This is a genomic window from Streptomyces shenzhenensis, assembly GCF_021462265.1.
In the GTDB taxonomy this organism is placed as follows: Bacteria; Actinomycetota; Actinomycetes; order Streptomycetales; family Streptomycetaceae; genus Streptomyces; species Streptomyces shenzhenensis.
In genome coordinates, this window is sequence record NZ_JAJONF010000006.1 from 353,586 (window position 1) to 371,895 (window position 18,310).

An 18,310-nucleotide genomic window follows, 5' to 3' on the forward strand; every position below is an offset into this window, starting at 1 on the left:
ACCTTTCGTCACCACGCCGGGCCCGCACAGCCGGCCGAAACGGCATGGCCCCAGTATCGCCGTTCGCTGTCCTGTTCCGATTCCGGGGTGGGGCCGGTGACGGGACTTCGGCCTCCTCGGCAGGTACGTTCTCGTCCGTGCCCGCACCGAAACCGATGGCCGGCCGCGCTCTGCTGGTCACCTCCGCCGCCCTGCTCTCCCTGTCGTTCGCCGCCCCGGCCGCGCTCGCCGCCCCGACCCCGTCCACGACCCCGTCGGCCACTCCCCCGGCGGGCATGTCGACGGTGGGCGGTACCCGGCTGGGGCAGCCCGGTACCCAGGTGAACCTGGCCGCCGGGGTGCCGGCGCTGCCGGGGGACCTCACCGGGCGTTCCTGGATCGTCTCCGACGCCGAGTCGGGCGAGGTGCTCGCCGCGCACAACGCGCACTGGCGGCTGCCCCCGGCGAGCACCCTGAAGATGCTGTTCGCGGACACGGTGCTGCCCCGGTTCCCGAAGTCCACTCCGCACCGGGTGGTCCCGGCCGACCTCGCGGGCATCGGCGCCGGCTCCAGCATGGTCGGGATAAAGGAAGGCCAGACGTACACGGTCCGCGACCTCTGGCTCGGGGTGTTCCTGCGCTCCGGCAACGACGCCGTGCACGTGCTGGCCGCGATGAACGGCGGGGTCGAGCAGACCGTCCGGGACATGCAGGACCACGCGGACGAGTTGCAGGCGCTGGACACCCATGTGGTCAGTCCGGACGGGTACGACCAGCCGGGGCAGGTCTCCTCGGCGTACGACCTGTCGCTGTTCGCGCGGTCCGGACTGCAGAAGAAGGACTTCCGGGATTACTGCTCGACCGTGCGGGCCGAGTTCCCGGGTGACACCACGAAGAACGCCAAGGGGCGCCAGGTCCGGGGCTCCTTCGAGATCCAGAACACCAACCGGCTGCTGAGCGGTGACACCGACGTCCCGGTGTACCAGGGCATCGCCGGGGTGAAGAACGGCAACACCACCAACGCGGGCGCCACCTTCACCGGGGTCGCCGAGCGGAACGGCCGGGTGCTGCTGGTCACCGTGATGAACCCGGAGAAGAAGGAGCACAACGAGGTCTACAAGGAGACCGCCAAGCTGTTCGACTGGGGTTTCCAGGCGGCCGGCAAGGTGTCTCCGGTGGGTGAGCTGGTGCCGCCCAAGGGTGCCGTGGGCGCCGGCGCCACGCCGTCGGCCACCACCGCCGGCAAGGCCGACACGAGTGCGAAGCCGGTGGCGGCCGCCTCCGCCCAGGGCTCCGGCGGGGTCGGGGTGGCGCTGGCGGTCGCGGGCGGGGTGGTGGTGCTGCTGGCGGCCGCGGCGTTCCTGGTCAACCGCCGTTGGCCGCTGCCGGATCTGGTGCGCCGACGGACTCGTCCCTGAACTCGGTGGTGGACTCCTCCGCCGTCCACGCGGCGCAGAAGAGGACGATCCTGGCCGTGAAGTTGATCCACAGCAGCAGGGCGACCGGGACGCCGAACGCGCCGTACATGCTCTTTCCGGCGACGCCCTGGATGTAGCCGCTGAGCAGCAGCTTGAGGAGTTCGAAGCCGACCGCGCCGATCAGGGCGGCGACCAGCAGACGGCGGCGCGGCGGTTCGACGCCGGGCAGCAGGGTGAGGACGTAGAGCAGGAGCAGGAAGTCGGCCGCCACGGCGACGAGGAACGCGGCGACACGCAGCAGGAAGGTGCCCCAGCTGTGTTCGGCGATGCCGAGCTGGCGGCCCGTCCAGCCGACCGCCGCCGAGGCGACGGTGGACACGGCGAGCGTCACCAGCACCGCGCCGCCGAAGCCGATCAGGATGACGCCGTCCTTGGCCTTGGCGAGGATCGGGTTCTCGTCCTTGTCGGGCAGCTGCCACACCGCGCGCAGGCATTCCCGCATCTGGCCGACCCAGTTGATGCCGGTGAACAGCAGGACGGCACCGGCGATGAGACCGACCGTGCCGGCGTTCTGGACCAGGGAGTGGATGTCCAGCTGGTCGGAGATGCCGGGCACCTGGTCGGCGATCTTGCTCTGGAGGTTCTTCTGCTGTGACTCGCTCAGCGTGGCGGCGCCGATCGCGGCGCCCACGGTCAGCAGCGGGAAGAGCGAGACGAAGCTGATGAAGGTCATGGCGGCGGCCAGCCGGGACCACTTCACCCGGTCGAGCCGCTCGTACGACCGCCACGTGTGCGTCGTCATGAGCCGGCCCACGAGGGGGCCGACGACGGGAAGTCTTCTCAGCCAGTCCATGATCCGACTCTGCCCCCTCCTCGGAATACCAATGTCCGGGTACCCCAGAAGCGCAGGATCGTGGCAAGCGCCATGCCGACGACCGCGCCGGAGACGGTGTCGGCACGCTGCGAGGTGAGCCCGAGTCCGTAGTGGCTGACGGCGAGGCAGACCAGCTGGAGCAGCGCGCCGGCGAGGTTCACGGCGACGAAGACGGCGTAGGGGCGCACACCCGTCGCGCGCGCGTGGCGGTAGGTGCCGCGGGCGTTGCCGAGGTAGGCGACCGTGCAGCCGGCCACGAAGGACAGGGACTTGGCGGTGAGCGGGTCGAGGGCGGCCGGGCCGCGCAGCCAGCTGAACAGGCCGAGGTCGGCGGCGTAGGCGAGCAGGCCGACGGCCGCGAAGCCGATCAGCTCGCGCGGGGGCGCGGTCACCAGTGGGCCACCGCGAGGCCGTACATCGCCAGCCAGACCAGGCCGATCAGGGCAAGGGCGCGGTCGCGCAGGACGACCTCCTCGGGTTCGCCGGCGGTGCCGCGGTCGGCGAAGACGGCGTACCGGAGGATCGCCAGGATGAAGGCGACCATGGACAGCTGGCGCCAGGGCAGCAGGCCGGCGGCGGGACCGTCGTGGCCCTCCAGGGCCCACAGGCAGTAGGCGAGGACGGCGACCCCGGCGGCCAGCTGCCAGACGAAGCGGAGGTAGCCGGTGGTGTACTCGGTGAGCAGCGCGCGGGTGACGCCGGCCTTCCCGGCCATCTGCACGGCCTCGGAGTAGCGCTTGGCCGACACCATGAAGAGGGCGCCGAAGCCGGTGGTGATCAGAAACCAGCGGGACAGCGGGATGCCGAGGGCGACCCCGCCGATCATCGCCCGCATCAGGAAGCCGGTGGTGACGACGACGAGGTCGACGACCAGGACGTGCTTCAGGACGACGCAGTACGCCAGTTGCATGCCCAGGTAGGCGATCAGGAGGGCGGGGACGAGGGGCGGGGTCAGGCGGGCCGCGAGCAGCGGGCCGAGCACCGCCAGGACGCCTCCGACGGCGTAGGCGACGGGGACCGGGACCTGCCCGGCGGCGACCGGGCGGCGGCACTTGGTGGGGTGGGCGCGGTCGGCCTCGGCGTCCCGGGCGTCGTTGATCAGGTAGACGGCGGCGGCGCAGGCGGTGAAGAGCGCGAAGACCAGGCTGAGGCGGAGCAGGGCGGGCTGGGAGAAGAGCCGGCCGGCGGCGGCCGGGGCGGCGATGACGAGGGTGTTCTTCACCCACTGCTTGGGGCGGGTGGTCTTCAGCAGGCCGCGGAGCACGCCGGGGAGGGTGACGGCGGCCCGGGGCGGCGCGGAGGGCCGGGCGGCGCGGGCGCGCTGCCCGTGCAGAGTCGTTTCAGCGGCCCCTTCCGGCCGCCTCGCTTCGGCAGCTTCCTGCGCGGCGGCGTGCGCGGTCTCAGTCACGCCCGCCTCCGCTCATCCAGCGCGCCCCGGCGCGGGCCGTGAGCGCCCCCAGGGCCGCACCCGCCGCCACGTCCGTCGGGAAGTGCACCCCGACGACCAGCCGGGACAGGCACATGGCGGCCGCGAGGGGCGCGAGGGCGGGCACCCCGAGCGCCCCGAACGCGACGGCGGCCGCCGTCGCGGAGGTGGCGTGCGAGCTGGGGAAGGAGTGCCGGCCCGCGGTGCGCATCCGGGGCCGCACATGCGCGGGGCGCGCCCGGCGCACGACCCGTTTGACGCCCATGCTGCCGAGGTGCGCGCCCGCGACCAGCGCCGTGCCGCGCAACCAGGCACCGCGCCGCGCGCCGTCCACGGCGGCACCGGCGAGGCCCGCCGCGAGCCAGAGCGCGCCGTGCTCACCCGCGAGGGAGAGACCGCGCGCGGCCGACGCGACGCGTGGATCGGCGCCGCAGGCGTGCAGCGCGGAGAGGATCCGGTGGTCCATGTCGTCCATTGGACTCACTGTTCACCTTCGCTCCGCCAAAGCTACGACCATATGGAGCGACATTCCGATAATCACCCGTTTCGAGGAGTCGGGTGATCTTCCATAACCAATCCCCTATAGCTGACATAACACCCATACGCCGACGATACGGTCGTCCTCATGCCTGGAAAGCCTGAAGGGCCCGCAGGTCCCGCCGCGCCCGAGACCACCGTCCCGGTCACCGGCTGGGGCCGCACCGCCCCCACCACCGCCCGTCTGATCCGCCCCCGGACCTACCAGGAGGCGGCGGACGCGATCCGGAACTGCGGTGCGCGCGGCGGTATCGCGCGGGGCCTCGGACGGGCCTACGGCGACGCGGCGCAGAACGCCGGCGGTGCCGTGCTCGACATGACGGGCCTCGACCGCATCCACGCCATCGACGCCGACGGCGGCACCGTGCTGTGCGGCGCGGGGGTCTCGTTGCACCGACTGATGGAGGTGCTGCTGCCGCTCGGCTGGTTCGTCCCGGTGACCCCGGGGACCCGCCAGGTGACGGTGGGCGGCGCGATCGGCGCCGACATCCACGGCAAGAACCACCATGTCTCGGGATCGTTCTCCCGTCACGTGCTGTCCTTCGAACTCCTCACCGCAGACGGCCAGGTCCGCACGGTGAGCCGCGCCACCCCGCTGTTCGACGCGACGGCCGGCGGCATGGGTCTGACCGGAGTGATCCTCACGGCGACCGTCCGCCTCCTCCCCGTCGAGACGTCGTACATGTCCGTCGACAGCGAACGCGCCGCCGACCTCGACGACCTGATGGCCCGGCTGACCGCCACCGACCACCGCTACCGCTACTCGGTCGCCTGGATCGACCTGCTGGCGCGCGGGGCGGCTACCGGGCGCGCGGTGCTCACGCGCGGCGACCACGCGCCCCGGGAGGCGCTCGGTAAGCGCACCCGCGCCGCGCGCGCCCCGCTGGCCTTCCGCCCCCGCGAGCTCCCGCCGGCTCCCGCCCACGTCCCCGGCGGTCTCCTGGGCCGCACCACCGTCGGCCTCTTCAACGAGCTCTGGTACCGCAAGGCGCCACGCGCGCGAACCGGCCAACTCCAGCGGATCTCCGCCTTCTTCCACCCCCTGGACGGCGTCCCGCACTGGAACCGCGTCTACGGCCGGGCCGGCTTCGTCCAGTACCAGTTCGTCGTCGGCCACGGCCAGGAGGCCGCCCTGCGCCGGATCGTGGCCCGGATCTCCGAGCGCCGCTGCCCGTCCTTCCTGGCCGTGCTCAAACGCTTCGGCGACGCCGACCCCGGCTGGCTCTCCTTCCCCGTGCCGGGCTGGACCCTCGCCCTGGACATCCCGGCCGCCCTGCCCGGCCTCGGCGCCTTCCTCGACGAACTGGACGAGGAGGTCGCGGGCGCCGGCGGCCGCGTCTACCTCGCCAAGGACGCCCGGCTGCGCCCCGAACTGCTCACCGCGATGTACCCACGCCTCGACGAATTCCGTTCCCTGCGGGCCGAGTTGGACCCGCACGGGGTGTTCGTCTCCGACCTGTCCCGCCGTCTCGGTCTCTAGACCTCCTCCAGCCCTCAGGAGTCGCAGTGAAGGACGCCTTCGGAATGCCCCAGTCCCTGCTCGTCCTCGGCGGTACGTCGGAGATCGCGCTGGCCACCGCGCGCCGGCTGATCGCCCGCCGCACCCGCACGGTCTGGCTGGCCGGCCGCCCCTCCCCCGCGCTCGACCAGGCCGCCGCGCAACTGCGCGCCCTCGGTCCCGACGTCCACACCGTCCCCTTCGACGCACTCGACCCCGAGTCCCACGAGACGGCCCTCGGCAAGGTCTTCGCCGACGGCGACGTCGACCTGGTCCTGCTCGCCTTCGGCATCCTCGGCGACCAGGCGACGGACGAGCGGGAACCGGTGAGCGCCGTGCGCGTCGCGCAGACCAACTACACGGGAGCCGTCTCGGCGGGCCTGGTCAGCGCGAGGGCCCTGCAGGCGCAGGGCCACGGTTCGCTGGTCGTCCTGTCGTCCGTCGCCGGGGAACGCGCCCGCCGCTCCAACTTCATCTACGGCTCCAGCAAGGCGGGCCTGGACGCCTTCGCCCAGGGCCTCGGCGACGCGCTGCACGGAACGGGCGTGCACGTGATGGTCGTACGGCCGGGGTTCGTGCGGTCACGGATGACGCAGGGCCTGCCGGAGGCCCCCATGGCCACGACCCCGGAGGCGGTGGCGACGGCCATCGAGGTGGGGCTGCGCAGGCGCGCGGAGGTGGTGTGGGTGCCGGGGGCGCTGAGGGTGGTGATGTCGGCGCTACGGCACGCGCCGCGATCGGTGTTCCGACGGCTTCCGATGTGATGCCGCCCACGGGGACGCGCCCCCTTGGGGGCGCGGGGCTGTGTCGAACATGCGGCTCCGCCGCGTGGGCGCGATCAACCCCCACCGGCCGGCAGGCTACCGACTGGCGATAGTCCCCCGCTCCGCATGCCCCACCTGAGGTGGAACAACAGAGCCCCCGAAGAGATAGTCGCGCAACCTCCGCCACACCCCGTCCGCGCCCTGCTCGTACAACGCGAACCCCATACAGGACCACTCGGCCTCGTAGTCGGCCAGTTCGGCGAACGCCCGGTCCATCGCGGCCTCGTCGATCCCGTGAGCGACCGTCACATGCGGGTGGTACGGGAACTGCAGCTCGCGGTCGAGCGGCCCGGACGCGTCCCGCACCCGCCGCTGCAGCCAGGCACAGTCGTCCGCGCCCTGGACCACCCGGACGTACACCACCGGCGACAGCGGCCGGAAGGTACCCGTACCGCACAACCGCATCGGAAACGGCCGGCCCACCGCGGCGACCTCGCTCAGGTGGGCCTCCACCGCGGCCAGCGCCCCCGCGCCGACCTCCGTCGGCGGCAGCAGGGTCACGTGCGTGGGGATGCCGTGGGCCGCGGCGTCGCCGAAGCCCGCGCGCCGCTCCTGGAGCAGGCTGCCGTGAGGCTCCGGGACCGCGATCGACACGCCGATCGTTACGGTCCCCACGTCATCTCCCGTCGGTCGTGGTGGGCGGAGGCATGTCGGGTTCGTACCCGGCCGTCCAACTATCGACTGTACGGCCACGGCCGCCTCCCGGGCAGCCGTGGCCGAAGTGATGTGCAGCGCTTCGCTTCGCTCAGTGCTTGGCGGGCAGGAAGCCGACCCTGTCGTAAGCGTGGGCCAGGGTCTCGGCGGCGACCGCGCGGGCCTTCTCCGCGCCCTTGGCCAGGATCGAGTCGAGGGTCTCGGGGTCGTCCAGGTACTGCTGGGTCCGCTCGCGGAACGGGGTGACGAAGTCGACCATGATCTCGGCGAGGTCCGTCTTGAGCGCGCCGTACATCTTGCCCTCGTACTCCTGCTCCAGCTCGGCGATCGGCTTGCCGGTGAGGGTGGAGTGGATGGTGAGCAGGTTGGAGACGCCCGGCTTGTTCTCGGCGTCGTAGCGGATCACGGTGTCCGTGTCGGTGACCGCGCTCTTGACCTTCTTCGCGGTCGCCTTCGGGTCGTCGAGGAGGTTGATGAGGCCCTTCGGCGTGGACGCCGACTTGCTCATCTTGATCGCCGGGTCCTGGAGATCGTAGATCTTCGCCGTCTCCTTCAGGATGTACGGCTTCGGGATGGTGAAGGTCTCGCCGAACCGGCCGTTGAAGCGCTCGGCGAGGTCTCGGGTGAGCTCGACGTGCTGGCGCTGGTCCTCGCCGACCGGCACCTCGTTGGCCTGGTAGAGCAGGATGTCGGCGACCTGGAGGATCGGGTAGGTGAACAGGCCGACGCTCGCGCGCTCCGCGCCCTGCCTGGCGGCCTTGTCCTTGAACTGGGTCATGCGGCTGGCCTCGCCGAAGCCGGTGAGGCAGTTCATCACCCAGGCGAGCTGGGCGTGCTCGGGCACATGGCTCTGCACGAAGAGGGTGCAGCGGTCGGGGTCCAGGCCCGCCGCGAGCAGCTGGGCGGTGGCGAGCCGGGTGTTGGCGCGCAGGTCGGCGGGGTCCTGCGGGACCGTGATCGCGTGCAGGTCGACGACCATGTAGAAGGCGTCGTGGGACTCCTGGAGGGCCACCCACTGGCGGACGGCGCCGAGGTAGTTGCCCAGGTGGAACGAGCCGGCGGTGGGCTGGATGCCGGAGAGCACGCGGGGTCGATCAGAGGCCATGCTCACCATTCTCTCAGAGGGTGGGAGTGGGATCGGCCCCGTGGTGGGGGTGGTCTCGGAGCGCGGGGCCGCGGCGCCGTTGTGGCCGGCCGCGCCCACGCGGCGGCAGCCGCATATTCAGTACGACCCCGCGCCCCTTTCAGGGGCGCTGCCCCTGACCGGCGTCGATCAGCCGAGGTCGATCTCGGGGTACAGCGGGAAGCCGGCCACCAGGTCCGTCGCGCGCTGGGCGATCTCCGTCGAGACCTTCTCGTCGAGGACGTGGGAGGCCTTGCTCGGCACGCCCGACTTCGTCGTGCCCGGCTCGGTCGCCGTCAGGACGCGATCGATCAGGCCCGCGACCTCGTCCATCTCGGCCGTGCCGAGGCCACGGGTGGTGAGCGCCGGGGTGCCGATGCGGATGCCGGAGGTGTACCAGGCGCCGTTCGGGTCCGCCGGGATCGCGTTGCGGTTCGTCACGATGCCGGAGTCGAGGAGGGCGGACTCGGCCTGGCGGCCGGTGAGGCCGTACGACGTCTCGACGTCGATCAGGTTGAGGTGGTTGTCCGTGCCGCCCGTCACCAGCGTGGCGCCCCGGCGCATCAGGCCCTCGGCGAGCGCGCGCGAGTTGTCGACGATGCGCTGGGCGTAGTCCTGGAAGGCGGGCTGCCTGGCCTCGGCCAGGGCGACGGCCTTGGCGGCCATGACGTGCGGGAGGGGACCGCCGAGGACCATCGGGCAGCCGCGGTCGACCTGGTCCTTGAGGGAGTCGTCGCACAGGACCATGCCGCCACGCGGGCCGCGCAGCGACTTGTGGGTGGTCGTGGTCACGATCTGGGCGTGCGGGACCGGGTCGAAGTCGCCGGTCAGGACCTTGCCGGCGACCAGGCCCGCGAAGTGCGCCATGTCGACCATGAGGGTCGCGCCGACCTCGTCGGCGATCTCGCGCATGATCCGGAAGTTCACCAGCCGGGGGTACGCCGAGTAGCCCGCGACGATGATCATCGGCTTGAAGTCCCGGGCCTGGGCGCGCAGCGCGTCGTAGTCGATCAGGCCGGTGGCCGGGTCGGTGCCGTAGGAGCGCTGGTCGAACATCTTGCCGGAGATGTTGGGACGGAAGCCGTGGGTGAGGTGGCCGCCGGCGTCCAGGGACATGCCGAGCATCCGCTGGTTGCCGAAGGCCTGGCGCAGCTCGGCCCAGTCGGCCTCGGAGAGGTCGTTGATCTGGCGGACACCGGCCTTCTGGAGGAAGGGGACCTCGACGCGGTCGGCGAGGACGGCCCAGAAGGCGACGAGGTTGGCGTCGATGCCGGAGTGCGGCTGGACGTAGGCGTGCCGGGCGCCGAACAGCTCGCGGGCGTGCTCGGCGGCGAGCGCCTCGACGGTGTCGACGTTGCGGCAGCCGGCGTAGAAGCGGCGGCCGACCGTGCCCTCGGCGTACTTGTCGCTGAACCAGTTGCCCATCGCGAGCAGGGTCGCCGGGGAGGCGTAGTTCTCGGAGGCGATCAGCTTGAGCATCTCGCGCTGGTCGGCGACCTCCTGGCCGATGGCGTCGGCGACCCGCGGCTCGACGGCACGGATCACGTCGAGGGCGGCGCGGTAGGCCTTGGACTCGGTGGACAGGGGCGCGGACGTGTCAGACATTCGGGACCTCCGGACATGGCGTTCGGCATTCACGGTTCGGCCCAGGCGCACGGCACTCGGTCATGACGCGGGCCGCTTCCCGATGGTCGGTCCCATCCTCGGAGTCCGCCGTCAGACCCCAGCGCGCCAGTCACGGCCCGCAGGTCACATTACCGGGCACGCCGGGCCGCAGGGCCGTGGCGTCCACCAGTCGGGCAGGGGCAGAGGGTAGGAAGGGTGGCGATCCCGCCGCGCCCCCTGGAGTCGCCGTGACCACTACGGAAGCCCTCGTCGCCGCCGCCGACGCGCACAGCGCGCACAACTACCACCCGCTGCCGGTGGTGATCGCGACGGCCGAGGGCGCCTGGATGACGGATGTCGAGGGGCGCCGGTACCTGGACTTCCTGGCCGGCTATTCGGCGCTGAACTTCGGGCACGGCCACCCGCGGCTGGTCGCGGCGGCGAAGGCGCAGCTGGAGCGGGTGACGCTGACGTCGCGGGCGTTCCACCACGACCGGTTCGCCGCGTTCTGCGCCCAGTTGGCCGAGCTGTGCGGGAAGGAGACGGTGCTGCCGATGAACACGGGGGCGGAGGCCGTGGAAACGGCGGTGAAGACCGCCCGGAAGTGGGGGTACCGGGTCAAGGGCGTGCCGGCCGGGATGGCGAAGGTGGTGGTCGCCGCCGGGAACTTCCACGGGCGTACGACGACCGTGATCAGCTTCTCGACCGACCCGGAGGCTCGGGCGGACTTCGGGCCGTACACGCCCGGCTTCGAGATCGTGCCGTACGGGGACCTGACGGCGATGCGGGCCGCGGTGACCGAGAACACGGTCGCGGTGCTGCTGGAGCCGATCCAGGGCGAGGCGGGGGTCGTGGTGCCGCCGGCCGGCTATCTGGCGGGGGTGCGGGAGCTGACGCGGCAGCGGGGGGTGCTGTTCGTCGCGGACGAGATCCAGTCGGGGCTGGGACGGACCGGGCGGACCTTCGCGTGCGAGCACGAGGGGGTCGTACCGGACGTGTACGTCCTCGGGAAGGCGCTGGGGGGCGGGGTGCTGCCGGTGTCGGCGGTGGTGGCGGACGCGGAGGTGCTCGGGGTGTTCCGGCCCGGCGAGCACGGGTCCACCTTCGGGGGGAATCCGCTGGCCTGCGCGGTGGGCCTGGAGGTGATCGCGATGCTGCGGACCGGGGAGTTCCAGGAGCGGGCGGCCGAGTTGGGTGAGCTGCTGCACCGGCGGCTGGCGGAGATGACCGGGAGCGGACGGGTGACGGCGGTGCGGGGCCGGGGGCTGTGGGCCGGGGTGGACGTGGATCCGGCGGTGGGGTCGGGGCGGGCGGTTTCGGAGCGGCTGATGGAGCGGGGGGTGCTGGTGAAGGACGCCCACGGGGTGACGGTGCGGGTGGCTCCGCCGCTGGTGGTGGAGGAGGAGGATCTGGAGTGGGGTGTCGAGCAGCTGTGGGAGGTGCTGAGCGCCTGAGGGGGTCCCTTGCCCGGCTCCGCGGTCCCTCCCTTCGCCGCACCCGGACACCTGTGGTCAGCGGCCCGGCCGCGTCCCGTACCGGCCGTGGACAGATCGCCTGCTTGCCGTGAAACCTCGAAGCCAACCGCTGAGCCCATCTCAGCCCTGGCAGCCCTGGCAGGAATCCCACCGGGGGCGTGAGGGCCATGGGCGAGCGCATCGAGCCGTACGACCACGCTATGGACGCCTGTGCTCCCCCTTGCGCCTCGTGGCCTTCGGCGCTGCCGCCGGAGCCGACGATCCTCTCCCGACGGCAGTGGGCCCTCTCCACGAGGTGTTCCCGCCGAGAGGGCCCAGTCACGCTCGGCGCTCGCATGACAGGGGTTTACCTGCTGTTCTTCACCGGCCGACGAAACACGTCCCTGATCAGCCACCGCAGCTTGCGGGCCCGTGGGGTCTCAGTGGAGTAGCTGGTGGTGAACCTGATGTCGTCCGCGGTACGCCCCAGAGGCGTACCTTCAGGCGAGTACCGGGTGGGGGGCTGTTCGACCATGCGTCTCTCCTACGGATTCGGAGACCTGGTCCCGCATCCTTTGCGCAGATCGTTGTTGGAGCGGGTCTTGGGGCCCCAGCCGATCCCGCTGGCGTAGCCCTGCATCACAGGGTAGTAGGTGTAGGTGCCGCCCCCGTCGTTGCAGTCCGTCGACCATCCGTAGTCGATGAAGCTGTTCGAGGTCAGTCCCGTGCCGTGCCAGTCGTTGTAGCCGCGCGGTCCGCTCCACGAGCTGCGCCACATCTGTGTCTGCAGCTTCTGCGAGCCGAACGAACCGCTGCACGCCTGCGAGGTCTCCCACTGGAACCACGCCCCGGCGCCGGCCCCGTGGAACGAGACATCCGAGATGTACACCGAGCAGCTCGCCGCCGCCGGAGCGGCGGGCCCGGCGGGCTTGGCGTCACCGGCCTTGTAGGTGAAGGAGTACAGCTCGCCCTTCGTCGTCTTGCCCCATTCCCCGATGGTGGTCCCCGTCACCACGCGGTGTCCGTCCACCATCACGTGCCCGACTGAGGGGTGCGGGTTGTCCGCGGCGCCCGGCGTCACCGCCGAGGCCGACGTACTGGGACCCAGAACAGCGGCCGCGGCCAAGCCAACAGCCATTACGGACAGGGGTCTTGCTATGCGCATAGGTGTTCCCTCCCGTTGCGATGCCGGTCGGTCGATCCGACAACGAGGGAACACTAGTTCGAGGGCCATGAAGAGCGAGGCACTCGGCACAGGCTTGACCGAATCACGATCGCCTCACCTGCACTGAACACCACACAATGGCGCAAACCCCCCTCCGTCCTCGGCGTGCGCACCCGTACCTGGCCCCACAGTTCCAGGCTGGAACTGCACCGTTCGTCGAGGCCGGCTCCCCTCAGGGTCCACGCGGACGCCGCGTCATCAAGCGGCCTGAACTGTGACTGCCGGCCGGTGACCAACGATCTGCTTCGCAGTCTGCCGCTCATGAGGGAACACGCCTGCATGCGGACGCCACACGCCGTCTGGCAGAGACGGGCCTCTATGAGTTCGAGCCGGGGCTGACGGACGCCGAGTTCGCGCGCATCGAGCGCGAGTACGGCTTCGAGTTCACAGACGATCACCGATCGTTCCTCGCAGCCGGCCTACCGCCGGTCAACGTCCCTCCCGAGGAAGGGCAGACCTGGTCCAGGCCCTGGCCGGAGTGGCGGGGCGGCGACCCGGACAGCCTGCGTACACAACTCGACCGGCCGGTCGATGGTGAGGTCTGCCAGGCACGCCAAGTCGAGCGCACTGCACTACTGCAGCCCGGGGCAGCCTGCCTGGACAGGACATCTTGATCTTGACGGCCGGTCCGTTAGTCCCCTTCGGGCAAGCCATCGGACTTGTCCGTGCGCATGAGGATTCCGGGACAGTCTGGATCGACTTCGCCCGTGTAGTGGTTTCGCCAGAAGTAGCGACTGGTGCGCGGCAGCGGCACCTCCACAAGCCGGCCGTCGTGCATCATCCACAAGCCGAAGCAGTCATCTTCCTCGTCGTGGATCAGCACCTGCACCGAGTGCGGGGATGGCCAAGGCTGAGACTCCAGGTCTTCCAGGAGCCCGACCCAGTTGCTCCGTCGTGTGAACTCAATGGCCCAGCCGCCGAACATGCCGTGCCCGATATCTGCGAATTGGCCATGCCACTTTCGGGCGGGATCCGGCTGCGTCAGCGGTTCCATGACCTCTTCGGCGCTGCTGGCCAACACGATGACCTCGGCGAATCTGCTCATGGCTGAGTATCGCCGGAGGCACGGGAGGAACCGCAATCGAGTTCCGTCTCTGGAGTCGACACCCGCGATCCGAGGGCGACGATGGCGGGAGGTTGGCTCCGAGACTTTGGGACCGAGCTGCCATGGGGCGAGTGATCCTGGCCCCGTAAGCTTCCGGCGAGTCGGGCAGTCAGTGGACCTGCAACGACGAGTTCCACTCGCCTCGGTGCAACTGACAGCGGGAGTAACCGATCATCGCCGGATTCTGGCACCGCTTGCCGGTCTTGGTATGGGTCGACCCGCACTTGACCTGTTTGCCCATTCGTCCTCCTCTGTCCGGTCGGAGGCGTGCCATGTCAGGACCATCGTCACCGGCCAGCGGTGCGAACCGCTCCACCTGCGCGCGTATTCGACTGATTCCCGCTCTTTCCGGTCTGGATCATGACATTCTCGTCGAGGCCGATCGGCATCAAGGCAGCAGCTCGCTCAGTGCCGGTGTTACGCCTGGCCGTACAGGTCTGCCAGATCGATCAGCTGGACTCCGGGGGCGGTGGCGGCGATGCGGGCCTGGTCGTTGAAGCCCGCCCCGCTGGAGCAGATGAGCTGAGTACGGGTGGTGTCGTAGCGTCCGGCCTGGGTGATGAGGTCGCGGATGTGCCGGAGGCGATCGATGTGCGCGATGCCCATGGTGTCGTTCCACTTGGCTTCTCCGATGGCCAGCAGCGGCGGCTTGCCGCCGTCCGCGATGCCGACGGCCGCCACATCGATCTCGTGCCCGGTGCGGGCTTTCGGGTCATGGACGACGCCGTGGCCGACTCGGGCTGGGAGGCCGCCGAGCGGGTCGGGGTCGGCGTGGTGGAGGGTCCAGTCGCGGCAGACCTGTTCGAAGTGGGGCCGAGGACGTTGCTGGTGAAGCGGCGACGGCTGGCCTGCCAGACCCGGGTGGCGCTGCCGGGCCGTTCCAACTGGTCCCAGACCGGGCGCATGATGGCGTGGTAGAAGCCGATCAGCGGTTCGGCGATGCGGTAGGTGGGGCGGTTGTCGCGGAAAGCGTCGGCGTCGCGGTGCAGCAGCCCGGCGTCTTCGAGGACGTTGATGGGGTGCGCGATGTCGGTTGCCTTGCGTTCCAGGTAGCCGGCCATGCTGCCGCGGGTCGCGTTGCCGTCGGCGACGGCCGCCAGGACGGACAGGTACAGCGCGGTGTCACGCAGATCAGGCTCCTCGGCCAGCAGATAACGGGCCTCGCGGAAGAGCGGCGTCTCGGGGTTGAGGACCGTACGTACAACCCAGGCGTCGAAGTCGTCGGGCCCGTCGGGGCTGTCTCCTCGCGCGAACTCGCGCCGGTAGGCGGGCGTACCGCCGACGATCGCGTTGACCTGCAGGGCCAGCCGGGGGTCGGTGATGTTCCAGAACTCCGCGGCGAGGCGGTGGTCACGGGGGCGCACGACAAGTTCCAGTCCCGCCCGGCCTCTCAGCGGCGCGTTGCCGGACAACAGCTTGCCCATGAAGGACAGGGCCGAGCCGCACAGCAGCAACCGCGCACGAGAGGCCGTGCGCTGCTCCCGCAGCGGACGGAACGCCTCTTGAATGATGGAGGGCAGCTCCGGATTGGCTCTGACGAGGTACGGGAACTCGTCGATCACCACGGGCACGGGGCGCTCGGAGCCGAGGGCGAGGAGTGCGTCGACAGCTTCGGCCCAATGTGCGAAGTGGTAGGGGCTGGCGGGCCGGACATGAGCGGTGAGCGCCGTGCTGATCCGGCGCAGAGACTCGGCGTCAGCGGCCTCGGTCGCACCGAAATAGAAGCCCCCCTCGGCACGGCAGGCCGCGTCGAGCAGGAAGGTCTTGCCCTGGCGGCGCCGACCGGAGACCACTCCGAGCGTGGCACCGGGCTGAGGCCGACATCGACGGTAACCGCGCTGGGCAGGGACTCCCCCACCGTGGCCGGACGGGAACGCGGCCCGCGTTCCGACCACCTGACCGAGCGCGGCCTGGGTTCGGGAGAGAAGGGGGTGTCGGCGCTCGGGTCACTGTGCGTTGGGGTCACGCAGGCCGACTGCGTCATGCCGCCAGAACGGCTCTGCATAGACCAGCGTCCCCGTCATCCACGGCTCGCACTCCGGGAACCTGATGACCTGGAAAGCACTGTCCGGGATGCGCAGGGACGGCTTTCGGAAGCCCAGGCCGCCACCGGGCGCGAAGCCGAAACGTGAGTAATAGCCCGGATCACCCTCCAGGAAGACGAGAGGAACAGCCCTCTCGGCGAGAACCTCCAGTCCGTGTCGGACCAGAGCCGAGCCGATACCCCGCTTGTGAAGCTCGGGCATCACTCCCAGCGGACTGAGGACTTGCACGTCGACCAGCCGGCGAGGGGCATCGAGAAGACTGCGGGTGAACATGACGTGCCCGACGACCTGCCTGTCGTGCTCGGCGACCAGCGAGAGACCGTCCTCGGGTGTGATGGTGTCCCGCAGGGTGTCGACCAGGTCGGCCACGACACGGCCATGGTCACCGAACGCCCGCAGGTGAACGTCCCGCACGGCCCGTCTGTCACTCGGAATTTCCTCGCGAAGATCCATGCCCCGGAGGGTAAAGGCCCCTCCGGGCGGCTCACACACGGTTTTGGAGCCGGAAGGACACGCGGCCCGTGACCGCTCGGTCGCACACCGGACCAGCATCCAGACCGGGCGCCTGCTCCGACGGGGCGAGGGTTCGCTGATGCGGTACTAGAGAATCACGTGCGGCAGGAAGCGGGCGTAGTCGTCCGTCACCAGGCCCTGCGACTCGCGGATCCCCAGCCCCGCCGCCTCCTCCCCCACCACCCACGCGCCCAGCACCACACGGTTGCCGTCGAAGTCGGGCAGTGGGGCCAACTCCTGGTAGCAGCAGGCTTCCTCGCGTACGACGGCCGCCGCGCCCGGCGCGTGGACGAGGACACCGGCCCCCTCTCTTCCCAGCAGCGGCTTGCTGACGTACCCGTGCCTGGCCGCGAGGTCTCTCGGTCCGTCGAGGTATGCCGGGAGCAGGTTCGGGTGGCCGGGGTACAGCTCCCACAGGATCGCCAGCAGGGCCTTGTTGCTCAGGAGCATCTTCCAGGCGGGCTCGATCCACATGGTCGTTCCGGTGCCGCCGCCGTGGTCCAGGGTGTCGAGGACGTGGCCGGCGAAGGGGTCGGTGGTGAGCCATTCCCACGGGTAGAGCTTGAAGCAGGCCCGGATGAAGCGGAGCCGGTTGTCGACGAAGCGGCCGGTGAGAGTGTCCCAGCCGATCTCCTCCATGGAGATCCAGTCGGTGGTGAGGCCCGCCTGCTCCGCCGTTTCCTTGAGGTACGCGACCGTCATCAGGTCCTCGCCGAGTTCGTCGGCGTAGGAATGGGCGAAGTGGAGCGGGGCGCCGGGCGGGAGGAGTGGGGCCTGCTTCCGCCAGGCGGCGACCAGGCGTTCGTGGAGGCTGTTCCACTGGTCGGCGCCCGGGAAGCGGTCCGCCATCCAGAACCACTGCGCCGACGCGGCCTCCACCAGGGACGTGGGGGTGTCGGCGTTGTACTCCAGGAGCTTCGCCGGACCCGTGCCGTCGTAGCGGAGGTCGAAGCGGCCGTACAGGGAGGGGAGTTCGGCGCGGCGGTGCCAGGACTCGGTCACGGCCGCCGCCACGCGCGGGTCGGTGATGCCCAGGTCGGCGAGGCGGTCCCGCGTGACCATGTGGTCCGCCGCCGCCAGGCACATCGTGTGCAGTTCCTCGACGGTCTCCTCCAGCGTCTCCACCTCGCCGAGGGTGAAGGCGTAGTAGGCGCTCTCGTCCCAGTACGGGCGCAGCTCGCCGTCGGGGTGGCGGGTGAGGGGGTAGATCAGCCCGTGCTGCTCGACGGTTCGCTGCCAGTCGGGACGGGGTTCGGCCGTACGGCGTTCCACGGCGCGGTCAGCCGCCGGAGCTGCCGTGGCCGCTGCCGAAGCCGCCCCGCTTGACGCTGTGGCCGCCGCCGGACGAGCCGCCCGTACCGCTGCGCGGCTTGGTGAAGGAGCCGCCGCTGACCCAGCCGCTCTTCTTCTTGCCTCCGTAGTAGTAGCCCGCGTCGACGGCGGACCCGGTGGAGGTGCAGTTCTTGTCGGAGACGACCCGGTAGCCCTTGACGGCGGTGTAGCTGTCGCGGTCGACGCAGCGCTTGTCGGGGTCGCCGGAGCAGGCGGTCAGGGCAGCGGCCAGCAGGCCCATACCGCCGAGGACCACCGTGCCCGAGCGCAGTTGCCGACGCGCGTCCGCCATGTTCGTGCTCCCCCGTGCGATGCGATGTCCGACGACAGCTTAGACGCACGGTTTCGAGCCACCGCCAAGGCGCACTTGTCATGCCCAGGTAAGAAAATCATGTGAAGCCACCAGGATCCTGTCCGCGCCCCGAGTCCGGCGGGTACCGTCCAGCCTGCCCGTGGGTGAACGATCAACTTCGATTCTACGCGCGCAGAACCACCCATGACCGGCGGATCCGGCCATGGGCGACCGACGCACCACCCGCACCGCCATCCCTCTCGCACCCCACCGATGGAGGAATGACAGATGCCCGGCTTCGCCGCCTCGCGCCGCAAACTCACCACGGCCCTGGCCGTGCTCGGCCTGTTCACGGCCGGTGCCGCCGTCCAGGCCACCAGCGCCGCCACCCCCGCCCGCGCGGCCG

General features: G+C 70.7%; 16 protein-coding genes, 1 pseudogene and 1 riboswitch. Of the genes and pseudogenes, 4 read left to right on the plus strand and 13 right to left on the minus strand.

The features are described 5' to 3' along the window. Positions 1-137 precede the first annotated feature (137 nt). The gene (locus tag LQ326_RS11895) at positions 138-1,397 is read left to right on the plus strand and encodes a D-alanyl-D-alanine carboxypeptidase family protein (RefSeq protein ID WP_234535441.1); all 1,260 of its coding nucleotides are present in this window, start codon (positions 138-140) and stop codon (positions 1,395-1,397) included. On the opposite strand, the gene LQ326_RS11900 is transcribed toward LQ326_RS11895, so the two are convergent. Genes LQ326_RS11900 through LQ326_RS11915 form a run of 4 tightly spaced genes read right to left on the minus strand, consistent with a single transcriptional unit; the run spans position 1,345 to position 4,172 of the window. Then, positions 1,345-2,250: a YihY/virulence factor BrkB family protein gene (locus tag LQ326_RS11900; RefSeq protein WP_234535443.1), complete on the minus strand. Its 906-nt coding sequence runs from the start codon at positions 2,248-2,250 to the stop codon at positions 1,345-1,347. The two genes, LQ326_RS11895 and LQ326_RS11900, sit on opposite strands and share 53 nt — an antisense overlap. Continuing rightward, on the minus strand, positions 2,238-2,663 hold the full coding sequence (locus LQ326_RS11905; RefSeq protein WP_234535445.1) for a GtrA family protein: 426 nt from the start codon (positions 2,661-2,663) through the stop codon (positions 2,238-2,240). The genes LQ326_RS11900 and LQ326_RS11905 overlap by 13 nt, the downstream gene beginning before the upstream one ends. Then, positions 2,660-3,679, minus strand: coding sequence for a decaprenyl-phosphate phosphoribosyltransferase (locus LQ326_RS11910; RefSeq protein ID WP_372496814.1), 1,020 nt, complete (start codon positions 3,677-3,679; stop codon positions 2,660-2,662). Before LQ326_RS11910 ends, LQ326_RS11905 begins: the two co-directional genes overlap by 4 nt. Further along, positions 3,672-4,172, minus strand: coding sequence for a phosphatase PAP2 family protein (locus LQ326_RS11915; protein WP_189265782.1), 501 nt, complete (start codon positions 4,170-4,172; stop codon positions 3,672-3,674). Before LQ326_RS11915 ends, LQ326_RS11910 begins: the two co-directional genes overlap by 8 nt. Positions 4,173-4,322: 150 nt before the next feature. Here LQ326_RS11915 and dprE1 point away from each other — a divergent pair, with 150 nt between their 5' ends. After that, positions 4,323-5,714: a decaprenylphosphoryl-beta-D-ribose oxidase gene (gene dprE1 / locus LQ326_RS11920; protein WP_234535447.1), complete on the plus strand. Its 1,392-nt coding sequence runs from the start codon at positions 4,323-4,325 to the stop codon at positions 5,712-5,714. 26 nt (positions 5,715-5,740) lie between these two features. Further along, positions 5,741-6,496 (plus strand): decaprenylphospho-beta-D-erythro-pentofuranosid-2-ulose 2-reductase, encoded by a 756-nt coding sequence (gene dprE2 / locus LQ326_RS11925; RefSeq protein ID WP_234535449.1) that lies wholly within the window; start codon positions 5,741-5,743, stop codon positions 6,494-6,496. A 96-nt stretch (positions 6,497-6,592) separates the two neighbouring features. Here the strand turns inward: dprE2 and LQ326_RS11930 are convergent, their stop codons facing one another. From LQ326_RS11930 to LQ326_RS11940, 3 genes are all read right to left on the minus strand, one after another. Further along, the gene (locus LQ326_RS11930) at positions 6,593-7,171 is read right to left on the minus strand and encodes a 2'-5' RNA ligase family protein (RefSeq protein WP_181802496.1); all 579 of its coding nucleotides are present in this window, start codon (positions 7,169-7,171) and stop codon (positions 6,593-6,595) included. Positions 7,172-7,301: 130 nt separating this feature from the next. Beyond that, on the minus strand, positions 7,302-8,315 hold the full coding sequence (trpS, locus tag LQ326_RS11935; RefSeq protein ID WP_234535451.1) for a tryptophan--tRNA ligase: 1,014 nt from the start codon (positions 8,313-8,315) through the stop codon (positions 7,302-7,304). A gap of 168 nt (positions 8,316-8,483) precedes the next feature. Further along, a complete protein-coding gene (locus LQ326_RS11940; RefSeq protein WP_234535454.1) occupies positions 8,484-9,938 on the minus strand; it encodes a glycine hydroxymethyltransferase in 1,455 nt (484 codons plus the stop codon). Positions 9,939-9,970: 32 nt separating this feature from the next. Further along, a riboswitch (ZMP/ZTP riboswitch) is annotated at positions 9,971-10,082 on the minus strand. A 104-nt stretch (positions 10,083-10,186) separates the two neighbouring features. Between LQ326_RS11940 and rocD the strand changes: the two genes are divergently transcribed. Next, positions 10,187-11,392: an ornithine--oxo-acid transaminase gene (gene rocD / locus LQ326_RS11945; protein WP_234535456.1), complete on the plus strand. Its 1,206-nt coding sequence runs from the start codon at positions 10,187-10,189 to the stop codon at positions 11,390-11,392. Between the two features lie 544 nt (positions 11,393-11,936). Here rocD and LQ326_RS11950 read toward each other — a convergent pair. From LQ326_RS11950 to LQ326_RS11975, 6 genes and pseudogenes are all read right to left on the minus strand, one after another. Beyond that, on the minus strand, positions 11,937-12,428 hold the full coding sequence (locus LQ326_RS11950) for a hypothetical protein (RefSeq protein WP_234535457.1): 492 nt from the start codon (positions 12,426-12,428) through the stop codon (positions 11,937-11,939). A gap of 820 nt (positions 12,429-13,248) precedes the next feature. After that, positions 13,249-13,662 (minus strand): hypothetical protein, encoded by a 414-nt coding sequence (locus LQ326_RS11955; protein ID WP_234535458.1) that lies wholly within the window; start codon positions 13,660-13,662, stop codon positions 13,249-13,251. 477 nt (positions 13,663-14,139) lie between these two features. Beyond that, positions 14,140-15,515 (minus strand): annotated as a pseudogene (locus LQ326_RS11960) (AAA family ATPase). A gap of 153 nt (positions 15,516-15,668) precedes the next feature. Next, positions 15,669-16,220, minus strand: coding sequence for a GNAT family N-acetyltransferase (locus tag LQ326_RS11965; RefSeq protein ID WP_234535460.1), 552 nt, complete (start codon positions 16,218-16,220; stop codon positions 15,669-15,671). 147 nt (positions 16,221-16,367) lie between these two features. After that, entirely contained in the window at positions 16,368-17,552 is a 1,185-nt protein-coding gene (locus tag LQ326_RS11970; RefSeq protein WP_234535462.1) for a glutathionylspermidine synthase family protein, read from the minus strand. A gap of 7 nt (positions 17,553-17,559) precedes the next feature. After that, positions 17,560-17,904: a hypothetical protein gene (locus LQ326_RS11975; RefSeq protein ID WP_234535464.1), complete on the minus strand. Its 345-nt coding sequence runs from the start codon at positions 17,902-17,904 to the stop codon at positions 17,560-17,562. Positions 17,905-18,310 lie beyond the last annotated feature (406 nt).

Excerpts from the sequence above, each read along its gene's own strand:
- trpS (WP_234535451.1), bottom strand. The coding sequence starts at position 8,315 with ATGGCCTCTGATCGACCCCGCGTGCTCTCCGGCATCCAGCCCACCGCC.
- LQ326_RS11955 (WP_234535458.1), bottom strand. The coding sequence starts at position 13,662 with ATGAGCAGATTCGCCGAGGTCATCGTGTTGGCCAGCAGCGCCGAAGAG.
- LQ326_RS11915 (WP_189265782.1), bottom strand. The coding sequence starts at position 4,172 with ATGGACGACATGGACCACCGGATCCTCTCCGCGCTGCACGCCTGCGGC.
- LQ326_RS11975 (WP_234535464.1), bottom strand. The coding sequence starts at position 17,904 with ATGGCGGACGCGCGTCGGCAACTGCGCTCGGGCACGGTGGTCCTCGGC.
- LQ326_RS11965 (WP_234535460.1), bottom strand. The coding sequence starts at position 16,220 with ATGGATCTTCGCGAGGAAATTCCGAGTGACAGACGGGCCGTGCGGGAC.
- LQ326_RS11900 (WP_234535443.1), bottom strand. The coding sequence starts at position 2,250 with ATGGACTGGCTGAGAAGACTTCCCGTCGTCGGCCCCCTCGTGGGCCGG.
- LQ326_RS11940 (WP_234535454.1), bottom strand. The coding sequence starts at position 9,938 with ATGTCTGACACGTCCGCGCCCCTGTCCACCGAGTCCAAGGCCTACCGC.
- dprE1 (WP_234535447.1), top strand. The coding sequence starts at position 4,323 with ATGCCTGGAAAGCCTGAAGGGCCCGCAGGTCCCGCCGCGCCCGAGACC.